Source organism: Cellulomonas sp. Y8 (genome assembly GCF_008033115.1).
Classification (GTDB): Bacteria; Actinomycetota; Actinomycetes; order Actinomycetales; family Cellulomonadaceae; genus Cellulomonas.
On sequence record NZ_CP041203.1, the window covers coordinates 2,890,821 to 2,908,791 of the forward strand.

Consider the following 17,971-nt stretch of genomic DNA (forward strand, 5'->3'; position numbering starts at 1 on the left):
CCACGCGGCGCGCTGACCTGCAGTTCAACGTCGAACCCCTCAGGAGAACCGATGCGCACCACCCGCACCTCCCGGCGTTTCCTCCTCGCCGGGGCGGCCACCGCCTCCGCGGCCCTGCTCCTCGCCGGCTGCGGCTCGGGCGGCGACGACGGCGTGGCCGACGACGGCTCCGTCACCCTCGTCTACCGGTCGTGGATCCCGACCGTCGACCAGGCCGCCGACATCATCGACGCCTTCGAGGCCGAGAACCCCGACATCACCATCCAGTACGAGGGTGCCGAGGGCGCCGGCGACTACCTGGGCGAGCTCGACAACCTGATCCTGGCCGGCGAGGTGCCGGACATCTACGGCATCCAGGTCGGCTCGGCGTTCGACGACTACGCCGACTACGCGCTCGACACCGAGGAGTACGCGAGCGAGTGGATCGACGGCATCAAGCCCGAGCTGCTCGACTCGGTCACCACCTCCGACGGCGTCGTCGCCGCGGTGCCGATCCTCACCGCCGGCTCCGAGTTCTACCTCTACAACCAGACGCTGTTCGACGAGCTCGGCCTCGAGCTGCCGACCGACTACGAGTCGCTGCTCGCCGTGTCCGAGGCCGCCCGCGCCGCCGGCTACACGCCGTTCGCGATGGGGGCCGCCGACGCGTGGCACGCGGACGACTTCTTCGTCTGGCTGAGCACGCAGTTCGGCGACGGCGAGGCGATCTACGAGGCCGCGTCGGGCGAGGGCTCGTGGGACGCGGAGCCGCTGGTCGCCGCGGCCGAGCGCTGGGCGGAGCTCTTCAACAACGGCGTCTTCCAGGAGGGAGCGACGTCGACGACCATCTACCCGTCGGCCCGCGACGACTACCTGCTCGCCCGCAAGGCGCTCGCCATGCCGACCGGCTCGTGGCACGTGTCGGCCACCCTGTCCGGCAACGCCGAGACCCCGGGCTCCGCGGTCGCGGACGACGTGCTCGGCATGGCGCCGATGCCGACCCTCGGCGACAACGAGGCCAAGGCCGTCTCCGGCGTCGACTACTCCATCGCGCTGAGCGCCGAGCTCGAGGGCCCGAAGCTCGAGGCCGCGCAGAAGTTCGCGGAGTTCCTGGCCGTCGGCGAGGGCCAGCAGATCTGGGTCAACACGATGCAGGGCTTCCCGGCCGCGGAGGGTGTGTCCGCCGAGCTGTCGGCCGACGAGAACCCGGTCGCGCTGGAGTCCGTGCAGATCGTCACCGACGCGCTCGCCGACGCGGAGTTCCCGCGGAAGCTCACCTCGGAGAACGACGGCCTGGAGAACGACCTCGGGGTCGTGCTGCAGAACATCGCGAACGGCGCGGACCCGGCCACGGAGCTCGCGACGCTGAACATGTGAGCGCGTTCCGTGCGTGACGACGGCCCGGGGTCCCTGTGTGCTGGGGCCCCGGGCTGCCGTTTTGTCTGTCCTGTGAACCAGTGGAGGGAACTGCGATGAAGCACACCTGGCGATGGTTCGGCCCCGCCGACCCGATCACCCTGGCCGAGGTCCGGCAGACCGGCGCGACCGGGATCGTGACCGCGCTGCACCACATCCCGAACGGTTCCGTGTGGCCCGTTGACGAGATCCGCGCGCGGCAGGCCGAGATCGAGGCGGCCGGGCTGTCGTGGGACGTGGTGGAGAGCGTGCCGGTGCACGAGGACATCAAGACGGGCGGGCCGCTGGCTTCGGCGGCGGTGGAGGCGTACCAGGAGACGCTGCGGAACCTGGCCGCGTGCGGGCTCGACGTCGTCTGCTACAACTTCATGCCCGTCCTGGACTGGACGCGGACCGACCTGTCCTACGAGATGCCGGACGGGGCGCTGGCATTGCGGTTCGACGCGGTGGCGCTGGCGGCGTTCGACCTGTTCGACCTGGCGCGGCCGGGGGCTGCGGGGGACTGGACGGCGGCGCAGGCCGAGGCGGCTGCGCTTCTGTGGGACGGGCTCGACGATGGGGCGCGGGCGCGGCTGCGTTCGACGATCCTGGCCGGCCTGCCGGGGGCCGAGGAGCACTACGACCTCGGGCGGTTCCGGGAGGCGCTGGCGACGTACGACGACGTGCCGGCGTCGGTGCTGCGGGCGCGGCTGGGGTCGTTCCTCTCGGCGGTCATCCCGGTGGCCGAGGAGGTCGGCGTGCGGATGGCGATCCACCCGGACGACCCGCCGCGGCCGATGTTCGGGCTGCCGCGGGTGGTGTCGACGGCGTCGGATGCTGCTGCGGTGCTGGAGGCGGCGCCGTCGGAGTTCAACGGGCTGACGATGTGCGTCGGGTCGTACGGGTCACGGGCGGACAACGACGTCGTGGAGATGACGCTGCGGTTCGCGTCGCGGATCCACTTCGCGCACCTGCGGTCGGTGAGGCTGGACGCGGATGGGGCGTCGTTCACGGAGGCGGCGCACCTGGACGGGGACGCGGACATGGTGGCGGTGATCTCGGAGCTGGTGGCTGAGGAGGCTCGGCGGGGGCCTGGTGCCGCGCCGATCCCGATGCGGCCGGACCACGGGCACGTGCTGCTGGACGACCGGGCGCGGGTGACGAACCCGGGGTACTCGCTGTACGGGCGGATGCGGGGGCTGGCGGAGCTGCGGGGGGTGGAGCGGGCGGTGCGGACGGCGACTCGATGACCGAGCGGAGTCGGCTCCGGGCGACTTACCGTCCATACGGCGTATGGGGACCGACGAGGAGTCTTCTCGGCCTCGGTGCGCACTCGCCAGCGAGGTCGTAATGGATCCGGCCACGAGAACGGCTGGAACCGATACGATCCGGCCATGACGGTTTCACTCATCGAGCGGGTGCGGGACGACGTGGTGCGGTTTGCGGACCGTGGAACCGCAGTCGAGTACGCGACAACGGCCGAGGGTGTCGAGTTGTCATGGACTTTTCGTGATCGACGCCTCAAGGCAAACATCCTCGACGTCGATGAAGCGACGCCGGCCATCAGCTTCTGCGGCGACTTGCTGACGTACCAGCAGTTCCTTGCCCATCGGTACATGGGTAACCTGGAGAAGGTGGCACGCCAGATGCTTGGGGATTCTCCCGACCGATCTCGTGTGTTCGTCGATCCGCCCATTCGATCCACCGACGAAAATGGCCGACCGCAACTCCTTACCGGATCTCAGGCGATCTTGGAGCTCACGGAGCCGAGGGGCGATTCCACACGCCTTCTGTTCCTGATGGGCGATCCGGGTGTGGGGAAGAGCTACCTGTTGGAAGAGGTTGCTAGGCAAGCGGCCACTGACTTCCTCTCCGGCACCGCCGAGCATCTCTTCCTCATTGTCAGCGCAAAGGACCGAGCGCTCGTGCAGATGAGCGACGCGATCACGTCCGTTCTGGCCAATGACCTCGACGTCGGATATATCAATTATAGCCGACTCGTCGTATTGGTCCGCGCGCGCCTCATTCGCCTTGTGGTGGACGGATTTGACGAGATGGTCGGGGGGCAGGGGACGTACGCCGAAGCGTTCGGTTCGCTTGCTTCGCTGATCGATCAACTCGACGGCTCGGGATCCCTTGTGGCTGCTGCTCGGTCGTCATACTACGAGCAAAAGTTCATAGACGAGGTTGACCGGCTGGACTCCGAGAAGGTTGCTGCCACGCTGGCGTTCGAGCCAGCGGAGGTGATCGACTGGTCGTTCGACGACATCTCGATTTATCTCGATCGTGTCGTCGAAGCGGGTGTGATCCCGAGTCAACGCGCGGAGTCGCTCAAGCATTTCTACCGCGATCTGCCAGGCGAGCGTGAGGTGCTCAAGAAGCCGCTCTTTGTCAATCAGATGGCGCTTTCGGGTGACGCCCTCCCGCCACTAACTGGGCCTGACGATCCGATCGAATCGCTGGTTGATTCCTACATCCGTCGAGAAGTTGAAAGCAAGATTGCAGTCGGAGAGCGCGACAAGATTGGACTCGGCGAGTTCGCCGGGTTTCTTCAGGAGCTCGCACGGACGATGTGGACACAGGAGACGACATTCCTCTCCCAGACCGAAGTCGATGAGGTCGCGGAGATCTGGGCGGAGATGCTCGAGTTCACCGAAGAGGGGCGCGGGGCTTTCCGCGAAATTGCGGTCTCGCGGGCGTGCTTGCAGGCGGGACCGCGCCCCCACACGGTGGCGTTCGAGCACGAACTCTTCCAGAACGTGTTCTTGGGGCGCGAGGTTTCGGCGGTGCTCTTTCAAGATTCCGGGAGTGAGCTGTTCGGGATCCCGGAGCGTCGCATCCCGATCGACAGCGGAGCTGTTGCTGCGCGCCGTCTCCTCAAGACCATGTCACGACAGGACTTGGTCGACGGGATGGTCGATATGCCGCTTCCGCTGTTGCGTGCCTCGATCGTGTCGGAAGTGATGTGCGCGCGCCAACAATCTGATGAGTCTCGTCTCGACGTCCGCGATATCTACCTCGGCGATGTGGCAATGAAGCGACGATCCGTTGTCTCATGCGACATGCAGCGTGTCACATTTGATAGCACGGATCTGCAGGGCACGGTATTCGTTGACTGCACGGCGGAGGATGTCTCATTCACTTCCGTGACGCTTACCGAGTATACGCGTCTGGAGATACGAGGCGCAGAATGCGAGAATTTCGCTCGGCTTCGGTACATGCATCGAGACGGGCGCACGGTTCTGGAGCCGGGTACGAGTGACCAAGGTCGTCGGTTGCTTGCTGCGTGTGGCCTGCCTGCAGCGGCTGCGCCGGAGTTCGTGATCGAAGCCCCGCCAGTGGTAACGCGTGCCCTGCAATCTCTGAGGCGGCACTTCGACCGGTCCTCGATCCTCCACGGCGGCGTAGACAGCGAGTTGGATCGCCTTGGGCGTGGTGTGCGAGACGTCGTTGAGGCCTTGGACGACAACGGCCTAGTCGCGAGAGTAAACGTTTCGTCAGCGGGTACGTCTTCATTGGCTTTTCGGCCACAGGAAGGGCTAGCTGCTGCTCTCGCGCTCAGTGCCAATCTTGATCACCTTTCCAGCGACTTGCGTGGTCGTGTGATCGATTTTTGGGCGGCGATCGACGTCAACATCGTCGAGGTTGGCCGGTGAGTCCGCTGACCGCGCGCGAACTGCGGGGAATTCGTTTCGGTAAAGGGCTCACGGAAGCACAAGGGGTCGACGCGGACCCGGTTTCGTACTGGAACTCGGGCGCGGCCGTTGATGTTCTCGATGGTGAGTATCTCGTCGTAACAGGGTCTAAAGGCGTGGGCAAGTCCCGATTGCTTCTCGATCTCCAACAACAAGAGTTGGCTCGGGGTGCCACTGTGGTGACTATCGCAAACTCGGTTGAGTTCTCTGACCCCATTGTCCTCGAAGCCCTCGCCGGTTTGGAAGGGGCGGCCGCGCAAGCCGTATGGGAAATGCTGATTCTTGGCTGGTGTGTCCGCGATCTGAACATCACCGTCCCGAAAAAGCTGCAAGCCGATGGAGCCCGATTCGCCTCCCCGGTTGGAAGGCGAAGGAACTCGCTCGCGAGTCTCGTCAAAGCGCTCCGTGTCGAGATGCAATTCGACGATCAGGGGCAACCTGTTTTCGGGCTAGGAGCCGGTGATCTCTCGAATGACGATCCTTCTGAGGACGTTCTTTCCGGATTGATAGCTTACTGTGCTGAACTGAGGCGCCTGTTGTGTGATAGTGGTCGACTGGTCGTATTGCTCGATCGCCTCGACGCTCTCGGGTCGGACCTGCTCATATCGGTGCTTCCTGGCGCACTTCGTGCGATTATTGGTTTGCACCAAGCGGGAGTAGTGTCGACTTACGTACCAGTTCGCTCCGAGGTGCTCTACGCGTGTCGTCGTCAAGGGTGGCCAGAGGCATCACATGTGCTGCCCTACCTATACCCACTCGACTGGACCCCGAGTGAAGTGGAGGCTGTCTGCGAAATCCGCCTCGGGGACTCCTCGGATGCGTTCCGTGAACTGTGCCTGGGCGGCGTCTCGGTGGCCTCGATTGCCGACCAACATCTTGGAAATGGCAGCCTCGGTGTAAATCCTCGTGATGCGCTCCAGGTTTTGTCGCACGTGCAGCGCTTGACGCTCTCTGCGCACAGGGCCACCGGTAGATCCGCGGACGAGGCGCTCACACTGCCGCGCTCGGGGGTGCTGACGGCGGCGCTTCGCGCTTTCGCATCTGAGAAGTACGAAACCGCATTCGTGGCCGAAAATCCGAAAGTTGCTGGGCTCTTCGAAGACGTGCTTGCACGTTTTCCAACTCTGCCTCAGGGCGAACTCGCTCACGAAGCTGTGAGCGCGCTGAGGGAGGTTGACGAGAACTTGGTCCAGACGCTGTGCGAGTTGGGCGTGCTGCAGATTAGCGAAATGATGGTCTCGGTGACGCCAGTCTTCAGGCCTCACCTGTGCGCGAGATGAGGTATTTCGGCAGCTGAGGGGCGCCTCGATAAGATCTGTGGCGCGGATCGCGCGCCGCCCATGGTCGGCGGTGTTGTGCTTGACCGCGTCGGACACGAACTCGCACTCGCTCGTGGAGATTTCGGCTGAGGTAGCCGGGGAGGGTGCATGGGTTGCGCGCCGGCTGATGAGTGGGTTGCGTGTCTGCTTCCTCGTGTCCGAAGTGGGCCACGCGGTCGATGCTCGCACCGCAGCTCGCGTCTGCATTGCAGCGCAGGCGGTACAGGTGATCGTGCGTGCGTCAGTTCGCGCGTCCACGGCGCGTGGCAAGATCCGACTCGTGACGAGGCCCGCCGCACCGATCATGCGCCCCCGCGTCGCCCCCCTGCGCATCCGCATGACCGGCCGCGACCCCCCGCGAGGAACGCCGCGCCGCCACCCCGCTCGAGCTCCTCTTCGACCTCACCTTCGTCATCGCCTTCGGCCGCACCGCGGAGGAGCTGGCCGTCCTGGTGGCGGACGGCCACGTCGGCCCGGCGATCATCGGGTTCGCCTTCGCGACGTTCGCCGTGTCCTGGGCGTGGATCAACTTCACGTGGTTCGCCTCGGCCTACGACACCGACGACTGGCTGTTCCGGCTCACCACGATGGTGCAGATGGTCGGCGTGCTGATCCTCGCGCTGGGCGTCCCGCCGATGTTCGAGTCGCTGGCCGCCGGCGAGCACCTGGACAACCGGGTGCTGGTGCTCGGGTACGTCGTCATGCGTGTGCCGATGGTGCTGCAGTGGGCGCGCGCCGCGGTCGCCGACCCCGCCCGCCGGCCGAGTGTCGCCGTGTTCATCACGACCCTGCTCGCGGCGCAGGTGGGCTGGGTGACGCTCGCCCTTGCTCGATCTGCCGACCACGACGACGTTCGCCTTCGTCGTCCCGCTGGTGCTGCTGGAGCTCGTCGGGCCGGTCGTCGCCGAGCGCGTGCACGGTGGCACCCCGTGGCACCCGCACCACATCGCCGAGCGCTACGGCCTGGTCGTCATCATCGCCGTGGGCGAGGGGCTGACCGGCACGACGTTTGCGCTGGCGGCGCTCATCGAGGAGTCCGGCTGGACCGTCGAGACGGCGTTGCTCGGGCTGGCGGGCGTGGCGCTGACGTTCGGGCTGTGGTGGGGCGTACGACGTGATGCCGAGCGGCGAGCTGCTGGCCGCGCGCAGCCGGCGGTCGTTCACCTGGGGGTACGGGCACATCGTGCTGTTCGGGGCGATCATCGCGATCGGCGGCGGGCTGCACGCGGGGGCGTTCTACCTGCAGGGGGAGAGCTCGCTGTCCGCCGTGGGGACGGCGCTGACCGTCGCCGTGCCGGTGGCCGTGTACGTGGGGACGTTCTACGCGCTGTTCGCCGTGCTGAGCCGGGCGCACGCCCGGTTCCACGTGGTGCTCGTCGGGGTGTCGGCGGTGGTGGTGCTGGCGAGCGTGGCGCTGGCGGCCGCTGGGGTGGCGCTGGTGTGGTGCCTGCTGGTGCTCGCGGCGACGCCGTGGGTGACCGTCGTCGGGCACGGGCTGGCCGGCCGCCGCGAGAGCCAGGTGCTGGGCGCGACGTCCGTGACCGAGGCTGACGAGGGCGGCCGCTGATCGCGCAAACCCCGGATCTGGGTGGTCGCTGAGGACGAGCTCGTTCCCCGGCGTCGTCCGACGCGCAGCGCGGCACTCATCCTCCGTGTCCGGGACCACTCAGTTCCCCGGCCCCGTGACGCCGGGTCGCCCACTCAGCACCACCGACTCCACGCAACGGGCTCCTAGCGTCGGTCGGGCGTCGTCCGCAGAGGGACGGGCGCTGGAGCCGAGGTCGACCTGGCCTCGCGGTGATCCGCAGGGGAGGGCAGCTCGTGGCCGAGCTCGTGGTGGACCATGCCTCGCTCAGGACCGCCGGCAGCGGCATCCAGACGTGCGCGCAGTCGCTGCCCGGATCCGGCTGGGTCGCGACGTCCGATCCGGGGTCGCACCAGGTGGCCGTGACGATCGAGCACGCCGCGGCGCTGGTGTCGCGGCAGGTGCTGGGCGCCGCCGCTGAGATGTTCCGCGTCGGTCAGCGGGTGCTCGACGCCAGCGCCGAGTACGCCGCCGCCGACCGGGCGCTGGGGACGACGCGATGACGCAGTGGACGGTCGACGACCCGGGCGCCGGCGACCCCGACGGCCTGCGGGTCCAGGGCGCCCGGTTGGACAGCCTCACGCGGCAGCTGGCCGAGGCCTGCTCCGTCCTCCGCCGACACTGCGAGGCGCTCGGCCCCGACGTGTGGACGGGGAGCGCGGCTGACGCGCTCCGGAGCACCAGCGCGCGGCACCTCGCGGACCTCACCCGCCTCGTCGACACCGTCGGGCCGTGCGCCAGCGCGATGTACGTCTACGCGGGCGCCGTGCAGCGCATCGCCGAGGACGCCGTCCTGGCCCGTGCCCGGCGCGACGAGGCCGCGAGCGACCACGCAAGGGCCCTGCGCCTGATTTCGCAGTACACCTCCGTGCCCTCCGGCACGGTGTCGGACCGCAGCATCGCCGCGCAGCGGACCGCGCGCGACGCGGCCAAGGAGCGGCTGACGGCCGCCGGGCACACGCTGCAGGCGCTGGCGGACGAGCGTGCGAGTGCGGACGCGCGCCTGCTGTTCGACCTGCACGGGCTCGCCGAGATCTCGGACTGGTCCGCCGTCGGGGCGGGGCTCACCGCGGCCGGCGTGCACCGACCGAGCGACCTGAGCACGGCCGGTCTGCGCGACGCCCTGCTCGACCTCGCCCGTGACATCCTGCAGGGCGACTCCTCGGCCGCGACGCTCGCTGCTCTGCAGAGCCTGCTGGACGCCTGCGCCGACGAACCCGCACTGCTCGGCGCGTTCTTCCAGCGCCTGGGCGGCAAGGGCACCGCCGACCTGGTCTCCCGGATCGGGACCGCTGTGATCACCAGGAAGATCGACGATGCGGACGGGCTGCGGCTGGCCGTCACCCTGCAGTCGGCGCTGTCGGCCGCCTCGTCGCTGTGGACTGCGGGGCGGGCGCGGGTCTTCGCCCGCGACCTCGTCGGTGCCTCCGACGGCGCTGCGGTCGTCGGGTTCCTGTTCGGCAACCCGTGGACCGCCCCCATGGGCGAGCACTTCACGGTGGCGATGGCCGACCTCGTCGATCGGCGCGAACGGCTCGGAGAGGGGCAGTGGGGTGCCGCGCTCGCCTCCGGCGCCCTCACCCTCAGCAACCTGCAGTTCCCCGACCGGCCCGGGAGAGGAGCCGACCCCGCCGGGGCGGTCCTGCAGACTTTGGGGAACTACCCCGACGCCGCGCTGTCCTGGCTCACCGCCGGCGGTCCGGTCGCTGGTGCGGACCGTGCCGGTGCCTTCCCCCGGATCGCCTACTGGGTGGGCGAACGCGTCTGGCCCGAGGCGGACGGGTACACCGCGGTCACCGCGCTGTGGGCCGGCATGCAGCTGGCGACCGGCGGACCGAACGACCCGGCAGGCTGGAAGGACGACGCCTGGAAGGCCCTGGCGGAGGCGAACTCCGCGTTCACGGCGGCGTTCATCGGCAACCCGCACGTGCTGCCCGAGCACCTCTGCGACGAGGCGCGCATCAACCTCGTCGTGGCGATCACCCGGCAGCTGCCGCTGCTGTGCGAGGTGCCGCTGATGCGCTTGATCCGTGAGACGGAGGACCTGGCCGTCGCCGATTTCATGGTCGAGCACGACCGGAACATGGCGCTCGCGAACATCACCCGCGACGACCTCGCGGTTCTCTTCGGACTGGCTGGCGGGTCCGACGCGGGCGCTGACGCGCTGCGCCGCTCGACGTCGCTCATGCAGAGCGCGTTCCTCGGTGCTGCCTCCGACGGGAGCGGGTACAGCACGGACACGGCGTTCAGTGCCGTGGCAGCTCTGCAGGCGATGCTCGACGGAGCACTCAAGGGCTCGGCTGAGGGTGTCGCGCTGCGGCACGACGAGCGCGTCCAGTCGCTCATCGACGCAGCCGTCACGGCGGCGGGCCTCGTTCCCCTCCCGGGGGTGGGCAAGGCAGCGGAGGTACTGGCGCGGGAAGCCATGGGGCTGCGTCGGGGTGGCGTGGCTTCGTGGGCGGGTGGTGCCGCGGTCGACCTGGCGCGGGACAGGATCACTGACGGTCTCGCGAACCGGGCGAGCGACGCGTGGGCCAGCACCTACAGCGAGAGCACGGCGGACACGTCGGACAGGTCCGATCGCGAGGAGCAGCTACGCGACTCGCTGGAGAAATGGGTGGAGATCCTCGGGTCTGACCGCCTCGCGGAGCACGGCGGGCACACGGAGCAGTACGTCGATTCGCTGCTGGCCGATTACCGCTCGCTGTACAGGGACGCGGCGACTCAGGCTCGGGGATCGGAGTGACGGCTTCCGACCGTGGAGGCGCACGGATGCGCCCTCGCCTGAGATGGTTCGTCGCCGCGCTGGTCGTGGTTCTCGTGGTGGTTGGTACCGGTCTGTGGCGCCACCAGCGTGCCCGAGCACCGGTCACCGATCCACCGATCACCGGTGAGCTGCACGTGCCGTCCGTGTACTGGCCTGAAGGGCGGGGCACCGGTCGTTGGGACAGGGACCCGTGGGTGATCGCGCTGCGCCACGCTCAGGTGCTGCGTGCGGCCGCGAACAACCAGGGCGACTACTCCAGCGAGCTGTTGGCCGAGGCGTTCTCCGTCGAGCTCCTGAGGCGCGACGCCCGAGACACCGCGCAGTCAGCCGACCCGGCCTACTACATGCCCGGACCGAGACCTTTCGTCGTGCTCGAGGTCCGTTCTCACGCGGACACCGCGCATGTCAGGGTCTGCAGTGCCTGGTCGTGGACAACCACCGAGGAGGAGTACGTCTCACAGCTGGACGAGTTCCGGTCCGGGAGCGGGAGCGACGTGACCTGGGAACTCGAACGGCGGGCGGACGGCACCCGCCGCGTCGTCGACGTCACGTTCACGGGAGACATGTACGACCGCTGCCCGATCGCCGGTGCCGTGGTGGGGTACTTCGACCCTGCGCCGCCGTATGGTGAGCCGCTCGACGCCGTGCTCGGTCCGGACGGGCGGGTGGTCGAGCCGCGGTCGGTGCGGGAGCGTCTGCTCGACAGCTTCGCCCGGCCGTTGGAGGAGGAGCCGTGAACGGCGACTCCAGTGAGCGCCTGTCGGTGCGTTCACGCCGCCGGCGGCGCGCGATCACCCCTCCGCCGCGCCTCGGTCCACCAGCGTGAACACGCTGGCCGGGCTCGACGGGTCCGGGTCGAGCGCGAGCCCGCCCTCCTGGTCCGCCACCACGACGCCCGCGGCCGACGAGACGTTCACCTGCTCTGGCTGGTCCAGCGCCGTGACGTCGAGCTGCTGGTCCGGCGCCGCCGGGTCGCACGGCGCCACGGTGATGACGTCGTCGCCGGGCAGGCTCAGGCAGGACGGCTGCCCGTCGGTGGTGGCCGTGGTCCGCACCTGGAACGTCGTGCCGGTGGGCTGGAACACCCAGGTCGTCGGGACGCCGCCCGCCTCGGCGGGGTCGGCCACCGTGGTGACGCCGCCCTCGGCGGTCGTGGTGACCCACTCGCCGCCGTAGGCCTGGATGTCGACCTGGTGGGTGCCGTCCAGCAGGTCGCCGCCCACGGTGGCGTCGTCGCCGGCCCCGGCGTCGGCCGTCGTCGCGACCGGGTCCGGCGCGGGCGCGGTGTCGGTGGTGTCCTCGGCCTCCGCGGTGCCGCCGGTGCACGCCGACGTCCCGACGACGAGGGCGCCGGCCGCGAGGGCGAGCGCGAACGTCCGGGCGTGGGTGCGCGGGCGGCGGGTGGGGGTCGTGATCACGGTGGTCCTCCAGCGGGTCGGCCCGACCGCTGCTCGATCGGTGGTAGCCGCGAGGGGCGCTCGGCACGCCCCTCACCTCGAACGTAACGAGACCAGGGGCGGGTGCAACTGGGGCCGGGGCCCGCACCGCCCGAGCAGCCGCACCGTGCGCGGCGAAAGAGGCGTTGCCACTTCCCTTCCGCACCCGGTAGACATGTGGTCATGGAAGTGTCCGTCCGCGAGGCAGCCGACGCGCTCGGCGTCAGCGACCGCCGCGTGCGCCAGCTGGTCGCCTCGGGGCGCATCCGCGCCCGCCGCGTGGGATCGCAGTGGCTCGTCGACGGCGCCTCCCTCCCGATCGCGCCGCGCCGCAGCCGACCGCTCAGTCCGACCGAGGCGTGGCTCCTGCTCGCGGCGGACCAGGCGTCCGGCGCACGGCCCGGCAGGTGGCGCGACCGCCGCGACCGGCTCCGGACCGATCCGTCCCCGGAGACCCTCCTCGCGTCCTGGGCTGCGGCGCGCGGCGACCGGCTCCTGTTCGCCACCCGCGAGCCCGGCGGCCTGCTCGACGACCCGGCCGTCGTCCGCTCCGGCCTCTCCGACCCCCGTGCGGGCATCAGCGCCACCGACCTCGCCGAGGGCTACGTCCGCCGCGACGACCTCGACGCGGTCCGCCGGCGACACCTGCTGCGCCCCGCGACCGGCCGTCCCGACGTCGTCCTGCACGTCGTCGCGGTGCTCCCCGCCGACCCGGTCCCGCCGCTGGTGCTCGCCGCCGACCTCGCGGAGCACGACGGCCCGCGCGAGCTGGCCCGTGCGAGCGAGCTGATCGCCCAGGCGGTGCGGGCCGCGTGACCATCGCGCTGCCGCCCACGACCGTCGCGCAGACGGCCGGGTGGCACGCGCTCCTGGAGGTGCACGACCGGCTGCCCGGCTGCTGGACGCTCGTCGGCGGCCAGATGGTGCACCTGCACTGCGCCGAGCGGGGCGCCGCCCCGGCGCGGCCCACCGACGACCTGGACGCGGTGCTGGACGTCCGGGCCGACGGCCGGATCCTGCACCGGTTCACCAGCGTGCTCGTCGCGCTGGGGTTCTCGTCGGCGGGGACGAGCCCGGCCGGGCACCAGCACCGCTGGACGCGCGGGCCGGCGCAGATCGATGTCCTCATCCCGCGCCGGGTGGGGGAGCGCGCGGCCGCGCGCCGCGGCGTGCACGGCGGGACGACGCTCGAGACGCCGGCCGCGCAGCAGGCGCTGGACCGGAGCGCCGCCGTCGCGGTAGAGGTGGCCGGCGTCTCCGGGCAGGTCCGGAGGCCGAGCCTCCTCGGCGCCCTCGTCGCGAAGGCGGCGGCGCACACCGTGGTCCTCGACCAGGCGCGGGCACGGCACCGCGCGGACTTCGCGGTCCTGACGACGCTGATCGCGCCGTCCGACCGGATCGACGAGGCAGGCCCGCGGGACCGCCGCTACCTCCGCGGCATGCTCGCGGCGCTCGCGGACGACCGGCGGACGGTGCTCCGGGTGGACGGCGCGGCGGAGGGCGTCGCCACGCTGCGAGACGTCCTCGACGCCTGACCCCGCACGCCCGGCGCCCCCCGCCCGCACGCCGCGAGGGGCGGACCCACCGCACGGGCCCGCCCCTCGCCTCGACCGCCGCCCTACCGGACGCCGACCCTCGTCACCCCTGCGTCAGCGGCGCCAGCGTGTCGTCGTCCTTGTACACGTCGGCCGCGTTCTCCTTCGTCACGATCACGGGCGTCAGCAGGAACGACGGCACGACCTTGACCCCGTTGTCGTACGACTCGGTGTCGTTGATCTCCGGCTCCTCGCCCTTCTGCAGCGCCTGGATCTCCTTGATCGTCTGCGCCACGAGCTCGCGGGTGTCCTTGTAGATCGTCGAGTACTGCTCGCCGGCCATGATCGACTTCACCGACTCGACCTCGGAGTCCTGGCCGGTGACGACCGGGGTCTCCTTGCCGGCCTGCGACACGGACGTGAGCGCCGCGCGGCCGAGGGTGTCGTTCGGCGACAGGACGCCGTCGAGCTCCTCGGAGCCGTACGAGCCGGCGAGGATCGTGTCCATGCGCTTCTGCGCGTTCTCGGCCTTCCAGCCCTGCGTCGCGACCTGCTCGAACGACGTCTGGCCGGAGACGACGACCAGGGTGCCGTCGTCGATCTTCGGCTGCAGGACGCTCATCGCGCCCTCGAAGAACGGCGTGGAGTTGGCGTCGTCGGGGGAGCCGGCGATGAGCTCGATGTTGTACGGGCCCTCGCCCTTGCGCTCGGCGAGGCCCTCGAGCAGCGCCTGCCCCTGCAGGACGCCGACCTGGTAGTTGTCGAACGCCACGTACATGTCGACGGCGTCGGTGTTCTTCACCAGGCGGTCGTAGGCGATGACGTGGGCGCCGGAGTCGACCGCCGCCTCGAGCTGGGAGCCCAGCTGCGAGCCGTCGATGGCGCCGACGACGATCACGCTGGCGCCCTGCTCGGTCATGGCCTGGATCTGGTTCTGCTGCTCGGTGACGCCGCTGTTCGCGAACTGCACGATCGGGTTGTACCCGGCCTCGGTCAGCCCGTCCTTGAACAGCTGCTCGGCGAGCACCCAGTTCTCCGACGTCTTCTGCGGCAGGGCGACGCCGATGGTGGCGTCGGCCGCGAAGCCGCCGCCGCTCTCGGACGACCCGGCGGTCTCCTCGGTGGACGACCCGCCACGCTCGGACGAGCAGCCGGACAGGAGCAGTGCTCCGGCGGCCCCGGCGGCGACCAGCGCCGCAGTCAGCTTCTTCATGGGTGGTGTCACTCTTCCTGGTTGGGCACCCGTCGTTGGGTGCGGTCGAGCGTCGTGCCGGGGGTCGGCACGATGGGGTACAGGTGTGGGTTTAGGGGTCGGCGCCGGCGGCGCCCGCTCAGCTCCGCGCCAGCGTCTCGTTCTGCGACACCGGCACCGCGCCGGTTCCCGCGTTGCTGTCGTCGGGCCCGGGTCCCTCGGGTCGGCCGCGCCGGGCGCCCTTCATCAGCAGCCCGACGATGGACGGCCGGCCCTGGACCTTGTTGTAGACGTCGAAGGCGACCGCGGCGAGCAGCACCAGGCCCTTGATCATCTGGGTGCTGTCGGAGCCGACACCCATGAGCTGCAGGCCGTTGTTCAGCACCGCCATGACCAGGCCGCCGATGAGCGACCCGACGACGGTGCCGACGCCGCCCGAGACCGCCGCGCCGCCGATGAACACCGCGGCGATCGCGTCGAGCTCCCAGTTGGTGCCGTCGAACGGCCCCGAGGCGGTCGACCGACCGATGAAGACGATGCCCGCCAGCGCCGCCAGCACGGACATGTTCATCATCACGAAGAAGTTGGTGCGGCGGATGTTGACGCCGGACAGCGCCGCCGCGACCTTGTTGCCGCCGACCGCGTACACGTGCCGACCGGTGATCGTGCGGCTCGAGACGAAGCCGTACAGCAGGACCAGGACCCCGAGGATGACGCCGGAGACCGGGAACGAGGTGCCGACGCGGCCGCTGCCGAACAGGACGGTGGCGTAGGCGATGACGGCGCCGAGGGCGACCATCCGCGTGATCGACACCCACAGCGGGACCGGGGTGCCGCCGAGGCGGCGGGCGGACCGGCGCTTGCGGAGCTCGCCGTAGACGACGCCCGCGACGGCGAGGATGCCGAGCAGCAGCGTCCAGTTGTTCAGGCCGGTGTTCGGGCCCCACTCGGGCAGGTAGCCGGCGCCGAGCGTCTGGATCTCCTCGGGGACCGGGACGGTGTTCGACTTGCCGATGTACTGGTTCGCGCCGCGGAAGAACATCATCCCGGCGAGCGTGGTGATGAAGCCCGGGATGCCGACGTAGGCGACCCAGAACCCCTGCCAGGCGCCGATCACCGCGCCGACGGCCAGGCCGAGCAGGATGCCCGCCCACCAGGGGATGCCCCAGTCGCGGATCGCCAGCGCCACGATGATGCCGACCACCGCGGCCACCGACCCGACCGACAGGTCGATGTGCCCGGCGATGATCACCAGCACCATGCCGATCGCCAGGATCAGCACGTACGAGTTGCCGTTGATGATGTTCTGCGCGTTGGTCGGCGTGAGCACCTTCCCGCCGGTGGCGATCTGGAAGATGATCACCAGCGCGATCAGCGCGAACACCATGCCGAACTGGCGGGCGCCGCCGCCGAACAGCTGCTTGAGAGACGTCATCGTCCGGTAGTCCTTCGTCGGGTTCCGCTGGATCAGTTCGTGAGCGCCGGGCTGGTGCCGGTCATGAGCCGCATCAGGGCCTCCTGGTCGGCCTGCTCCCGGTCGAGGACGCCGGTGACCCGGCCCTCGAAGATCGTGTAGATCCGGTCGCACAGGCCGAGCAGCTCCGGCAGCTCGGAGGAGATGACGACGACGCCCTTGCCCGCGTCGGCGAGGCGCTGCACGAGGCCGTAGATCTCGTACTTCGCGCCGACGTCCACGCCGCGGGTCGGCTCGTCGAGGATGAGCAGGTCCGGCTCCGGGAACATCCACTTCCCGAGCAGCGCCTTCTGCTGGTTGCCGCCCGACAGCTTGGCGACGCCCTGCCGGACCGACGGCGTCCGGATGTTCAGCGACTTCCGGTAGTGCTCGGAGGCCAGGAACGCCAGGTCGGTGTCGAGGACCCGGCGCTTGGTGATCCGCCGCAGGTCGGCCGACACGATGGTGTCGAGGATGCTGTCCAGCAGGTTGAGGCCCTGGACCTTCCGGTCCTCCGGGACGTACGCGATCTTGTGGTCGATGGCCTGCTGGACGGTGTGCAGCTCGACCGGCTTCCCGTCGATGAGGATCTCCCCGCCGCGGAACCGCCCGTACGACCGGCCGAAGATCGACCGCGCGAGCTCGGTGCGGCCGGCGCCCATGATCCCGGCGAAGCCGACGATCTCCCCGTGCCGGACCTCGAACGCCGACCCCTTGCAGACCATCCGGTCCGCGACCGTCGGGTGCTCGACCCACCAGTCCCGCACCTCGAAGAACGTCTCGCCGATGTTCGGCGTGTGGTCCGGGAACCGGTGGTCGAGCGACCGGCCGACCATGCCGCGGATGATCCGGTCCTCGTCGACCTCGCCCGCGCCGGCGTCCAGCGTCTCGACGGTCTTGCCGTCCCGGATGATCGTGATCGAGTCGGCGATGGCGGCGATCTCGTTGAGCTTGTGGCTGATCATGATGCTGGTCATGCCCTTCGCGCGGAGGTCGCGCAGCAGGTCCAGCAGGTGCGCGGAGTCCTCCTCGTTCAACGCCGACGTCGGCTCGTCGAGGATGAGCAGCTTGACGTCCTTGGCGAGCGCCCGGGCGATCTCCACGAGCTGCTGCTGGCCGACGCCGATGTTCTTGACCTGCTCGTCGGGGGAGATGTTCAGGTCGACCCGGGCCAGGAGCTCCGCCGCCTTCTCGCGGGTGGCGTCCCAGTCGATGCCGAGCGGCCCGGCGACCTCGTTGCCGAGGAAGATGTTCTCCGCGATCGACAGCTCGGGGATGAGCGCCAGCTCCTGGTGGATGATCACGATGCCGGCCCGCTCGCTGGACTTGATGTCCTTGAACCGGACCTCCTCGCCCCGGTAGACGATCTCGCCCTCGTAGGTCCCGTGCGGGTACACCCCGGACAGGATCTTCATCAGCGTCGACTTGCCGGCGCCGTTCTCGCCGCAGATCGCGTGGATCTCGCGCTCGCGCACCGTCATCCGGACCTGGTCCAGCGCCTTCACGCCGGGGAAGGTCTTGGTGATCGACCTCATCTCGAGGACGACGGGGGTGTCCAGCATCGTGCCTGCTCTCTGTGCCGCGCTGCACGGCCGGCGTCGGTGCCGGTCTGTCG

Annotated in this window: 14 protein-coding genes and 2 pseudogenes; 12 read left to right on the plus strand and 4 right to left on the minus strand. The window is 69.7% G+C overall.

Going from position 1 to position 17,971, the window contains the following annotated elements; genetic code table 11:
- The first annotated feature begins 51 nt into the window (after positions 1-51).
- The 10 genes and pseudogenes from FKM96_RS13125 to FKM96_RS13160 all read left to right on the plus strand — a co-directional run bounded on the left by FKM96_RS13125 (position 52) and on the right by FKM96_RS13160 (position 11,477).
- A complete protein-coding gene (locus tag FKM96_RS13125; RefSeq protein ID WP_147795611.1) occupies positions 52-1,356 on the plus strand; it encodes an ABC transporter substrate-binding protein in 1,305 nt (434 codons plus the stop codon).
- Between the two features lie 95 nt (positions 1,357-1,451).
- A complete protein-coding gene (gene uxuA, locus FKM96_RS13130) occupies positions 1,452-2,624 on the plus strand; it encodes a mannonate dehydratase (RefSeq protein WP_147795612.1) in 1,173 nt (390 codons plus the stop codon).
- Positions 2,625-2,768: 144 nt separating this feature from the next.
- Positions 2,769-5,030: an NACHT domain-containing NTPase gene (locus FKM96_RS13135; protein ID WP_147795613.1), complete on the plus strand. Its 2,262-nt coding sequence runs from the start codon at positions 2,769-2,771 to the stop codon at positions 5,028-5,030.
- Complete coding sequence (locus FKM96_RS13140) at positions 5,027-6,349, plus strand: hypothetical protein (protein ID WP_147795614.1); 1,323 nt, start codon at positions 5,027-5,029, stop codon at positions 6,347-6,349. Before FKM96_RS13135 ends, FKM96_RS13140 begins: the two co-directional genes overlap by 4 nt.
- A gap of 452 nt (positions 6,350-6,801) precedes the next feature.
- Positions 6,802-7,155: pseudogene (locus FKM96_RS21830) on the plus strand (low temperature requirement protein A); the annotation flags it as partial.
- 106 nt (positions 7,156-7,261) lie between these two features.
- Positions 7,262-7,432 (plus strand): annotated as a pseudogene (locus tag FKM96_RS21835) (low temperature requirement protein A); the annotation flags it as partial.
- Between the two features lie 73 nt (positions 7,433-7,505).
- Complete coding sequence (locus FKM96_RS21840; RefSeq protein ID WP_256375917.1) at positions 7,506-7,955, plus strand: low temperature requirement protein A; 450 nt, start codon at positions 7,506-7,508, stop codon at positions 7,953-7,955.
- Positions 7,956-8,209: 254 nt separating this feature from the next.
- Entirely contained in the window at positions 8,210-8,476 is a 267-nt protein-coding gene (locus FKM96_RS13150; protein ID WP_147795615.1) for a hypothetical protein, read from the plus strand.
- On the plus strand, positions 8,473-10,719 hold the full coding sequence (locus FKM96_RS13155) for a hypothetical protein (RefSeq protein ID WP_147795616.1): 2,247 nt from the start codon (positions 8,473-8,475) through the stop codon (positions 10,717-10,719). The genes FKM96_RS13150 and FKM96_RS13155 overlap by 4 nt, the downstream gene beginning before the upstream one ends.
- 26 nt (positions 10,720-10,745) lie before the next feature.
- On the plus strand, positions 10,746-11,477 hold the full coding sequence (locus FKM96_RS13160) for a hypothetical protein (RefSeq protein ID WP_147795617.1): 732 nt from the start codon (positions 10,746-10,748) through the stop codon (positions 11,475-11,477).
- A 54-nt stretch (positions 11,478-11,531) separates the two neighbouring features.
- Here the strand turns inward: FKM96_RS13160 and FKM96_RS13165 are convergent, their stop codons facing one another.
- The gene (locus tag FKM96_RS13165) at positions 11,532-12,158 is read right to left on the minus strand and encodes a hypothetical protein (RefSeq protein WP_147795618.1); all 627 of its coding nucleotides are present in this window, start codon (positions 12,156-12,158) and stop codon (positions 11,532-11,534) included.
- Positions 12,159-12,359: 201 nt separating this feature from the next.
- On the opposite strand from FKM96_RS13165, the gene FKM96_RS21085 reads away from it, so the two are divergent.
- On the plus strand, positions 12,360-12,992 hold the full coding sequence (locus FKM96_RS21085; protein ID WP_210417268.1) for a helix-turn-helix domain-containing protein: 633 nt from the start codon (positions 12,360-12,362) through the stop codon (positions 12,990-12,992).
- Entirely contained in the window at positions 12,989-13,711 is a 723-nt protein-coding gene (locus FKM96_RS13175) for a hypothetical protein (protein ID WP_147795619.1), read from the plus strand. Before FKM96_RS21085 ends, FKM96_RS13175 begins: the two co-directional genes overlap by 4 nt.
- A gap of 103 nt (positions 13,712-13,814) precedes the next feature.
- Here FKM96_RS13175 and FKM96_RS13180 read toward each other — a convergent pair whose 3' ends face one another.
- The 3 genes from FKM96_RS13180 to mmsA form a co-directional block, all read right to left on the minus strand.
- Positions 13,815-14,924 (minus strand): sugar-binding protein, encoded by a 1,110-nt coding sequence (locus tag FKM96_RS13180; RefSeq protein ID WP_147795620.1) that lies wholly within the window; start codon positions 14,922-14,924, stop codon positions 13,815-13,817.
- A 118-nt stretch (positions 14,925-15,042) separates the two neighbouring features.
- On the minus strand, positions 15,043-16,338 hold the full coding sequence (mmsB, locus tag FKM96_RS13185) for a multiple monosaccharide ABC transporter permease (protein WP_147795621.1): 1,296 nt from the start codon (positions 16,336-16,338) through the stop codon (positions 15,043-15,045).
- 32 nt (positions 16,339-16,370) lie between these two features.
- Positions 16,371-17,918, minus strand: coding sequence for a multiple monosaccharide ABC transporter ATP-binding protein (mmsA, locus tag FKM96_RS13190; protein ID WP_147795622.1), 1,548 nt, complete (start codon positions 17,916-17,918; stop codon positions 16,371-16,373).
- Positions 17,919-17,971 lie beyond the last annotated feature (53 nt).

What these genes read in the sequence shown, in the direction of transcription:
- FKM96_RS13125 (WP_147795611.1), top strand. Translation starts at nt 52, where the DNA reads ATGCGCACCACCCGCACCTCCCGGCGTTTCCTCCTCGCCGGGGCGGCC.
- uxuA (WP_147795612.1), top strand. Translation starts at nt 1,452, where the DNA reads ATGAAGCACACCTGGCGATGGTTCGGCCCCGCCGACCCGATCACCCTG.
- FKM96_RS13135 (WP_147795613.1), top strand. Translation starts at nt 2,769, where the DNA reads ATGACGGTTTCACTCATCGAGCGGGTGCGGGACGACGTGGTGCGGTTT.
- FKM96_RS21840 (WP_256375917.1), top strand. Translation starts at nt 7,506, where the DNA reads ATGCCGAGCGGCGAGCTGCTGGCCGCGCGCAGCCGGCGGTCGTTCACC.
- FKM96_RS13155 (WP_147795616.1), top strand. Translation starts at nt 8,473, where the DNA reads ATGACGCAGTGGACGGTCGACGACCCGGGCGCCGGCGACCCCGACGGC.
- FKM96_RS13160 (WP_147795617.1), top strand. Translation starts at nt 10,746, where the DNA reads ATGCGCCCTCGCCTGAGATGGTTCGTCGCCGCGCTGGTCGTGGTTCTC.
- FKM96_RS21085 (WP_210417268.1), top strand. Translation starts at nt 12,360, where the DNA reads ATGGAAGTGTCCGTCCGCGAGGCAGCCGACGCGCTCGGCGTCAGCGAC.
- FKM96_RS13180 (WP_147795620.1), bottom strand. Translation starts at nt 14,924, where the DNA reads ATGAAGAAGCTGACTGCGGCGCTGGTCGCCGCCGGGGCCGCCGGAGCA.
- mmsB (WP_147795621.1), bottom strand. Translation starts at nt 16,338, where the DNA reads ATGACGTCTCTCAAGCAGCTGTTCGGCGGCGGCGCCCGCCAGTTCGGC.
- mmsA (WP_147795622.1), bottom strand. Translation starts at nt 17,918, where the DNA reads ATGCTGGACACCCCCGTCGTCCTCGAGATGAGGTCGATCACCAAGACC.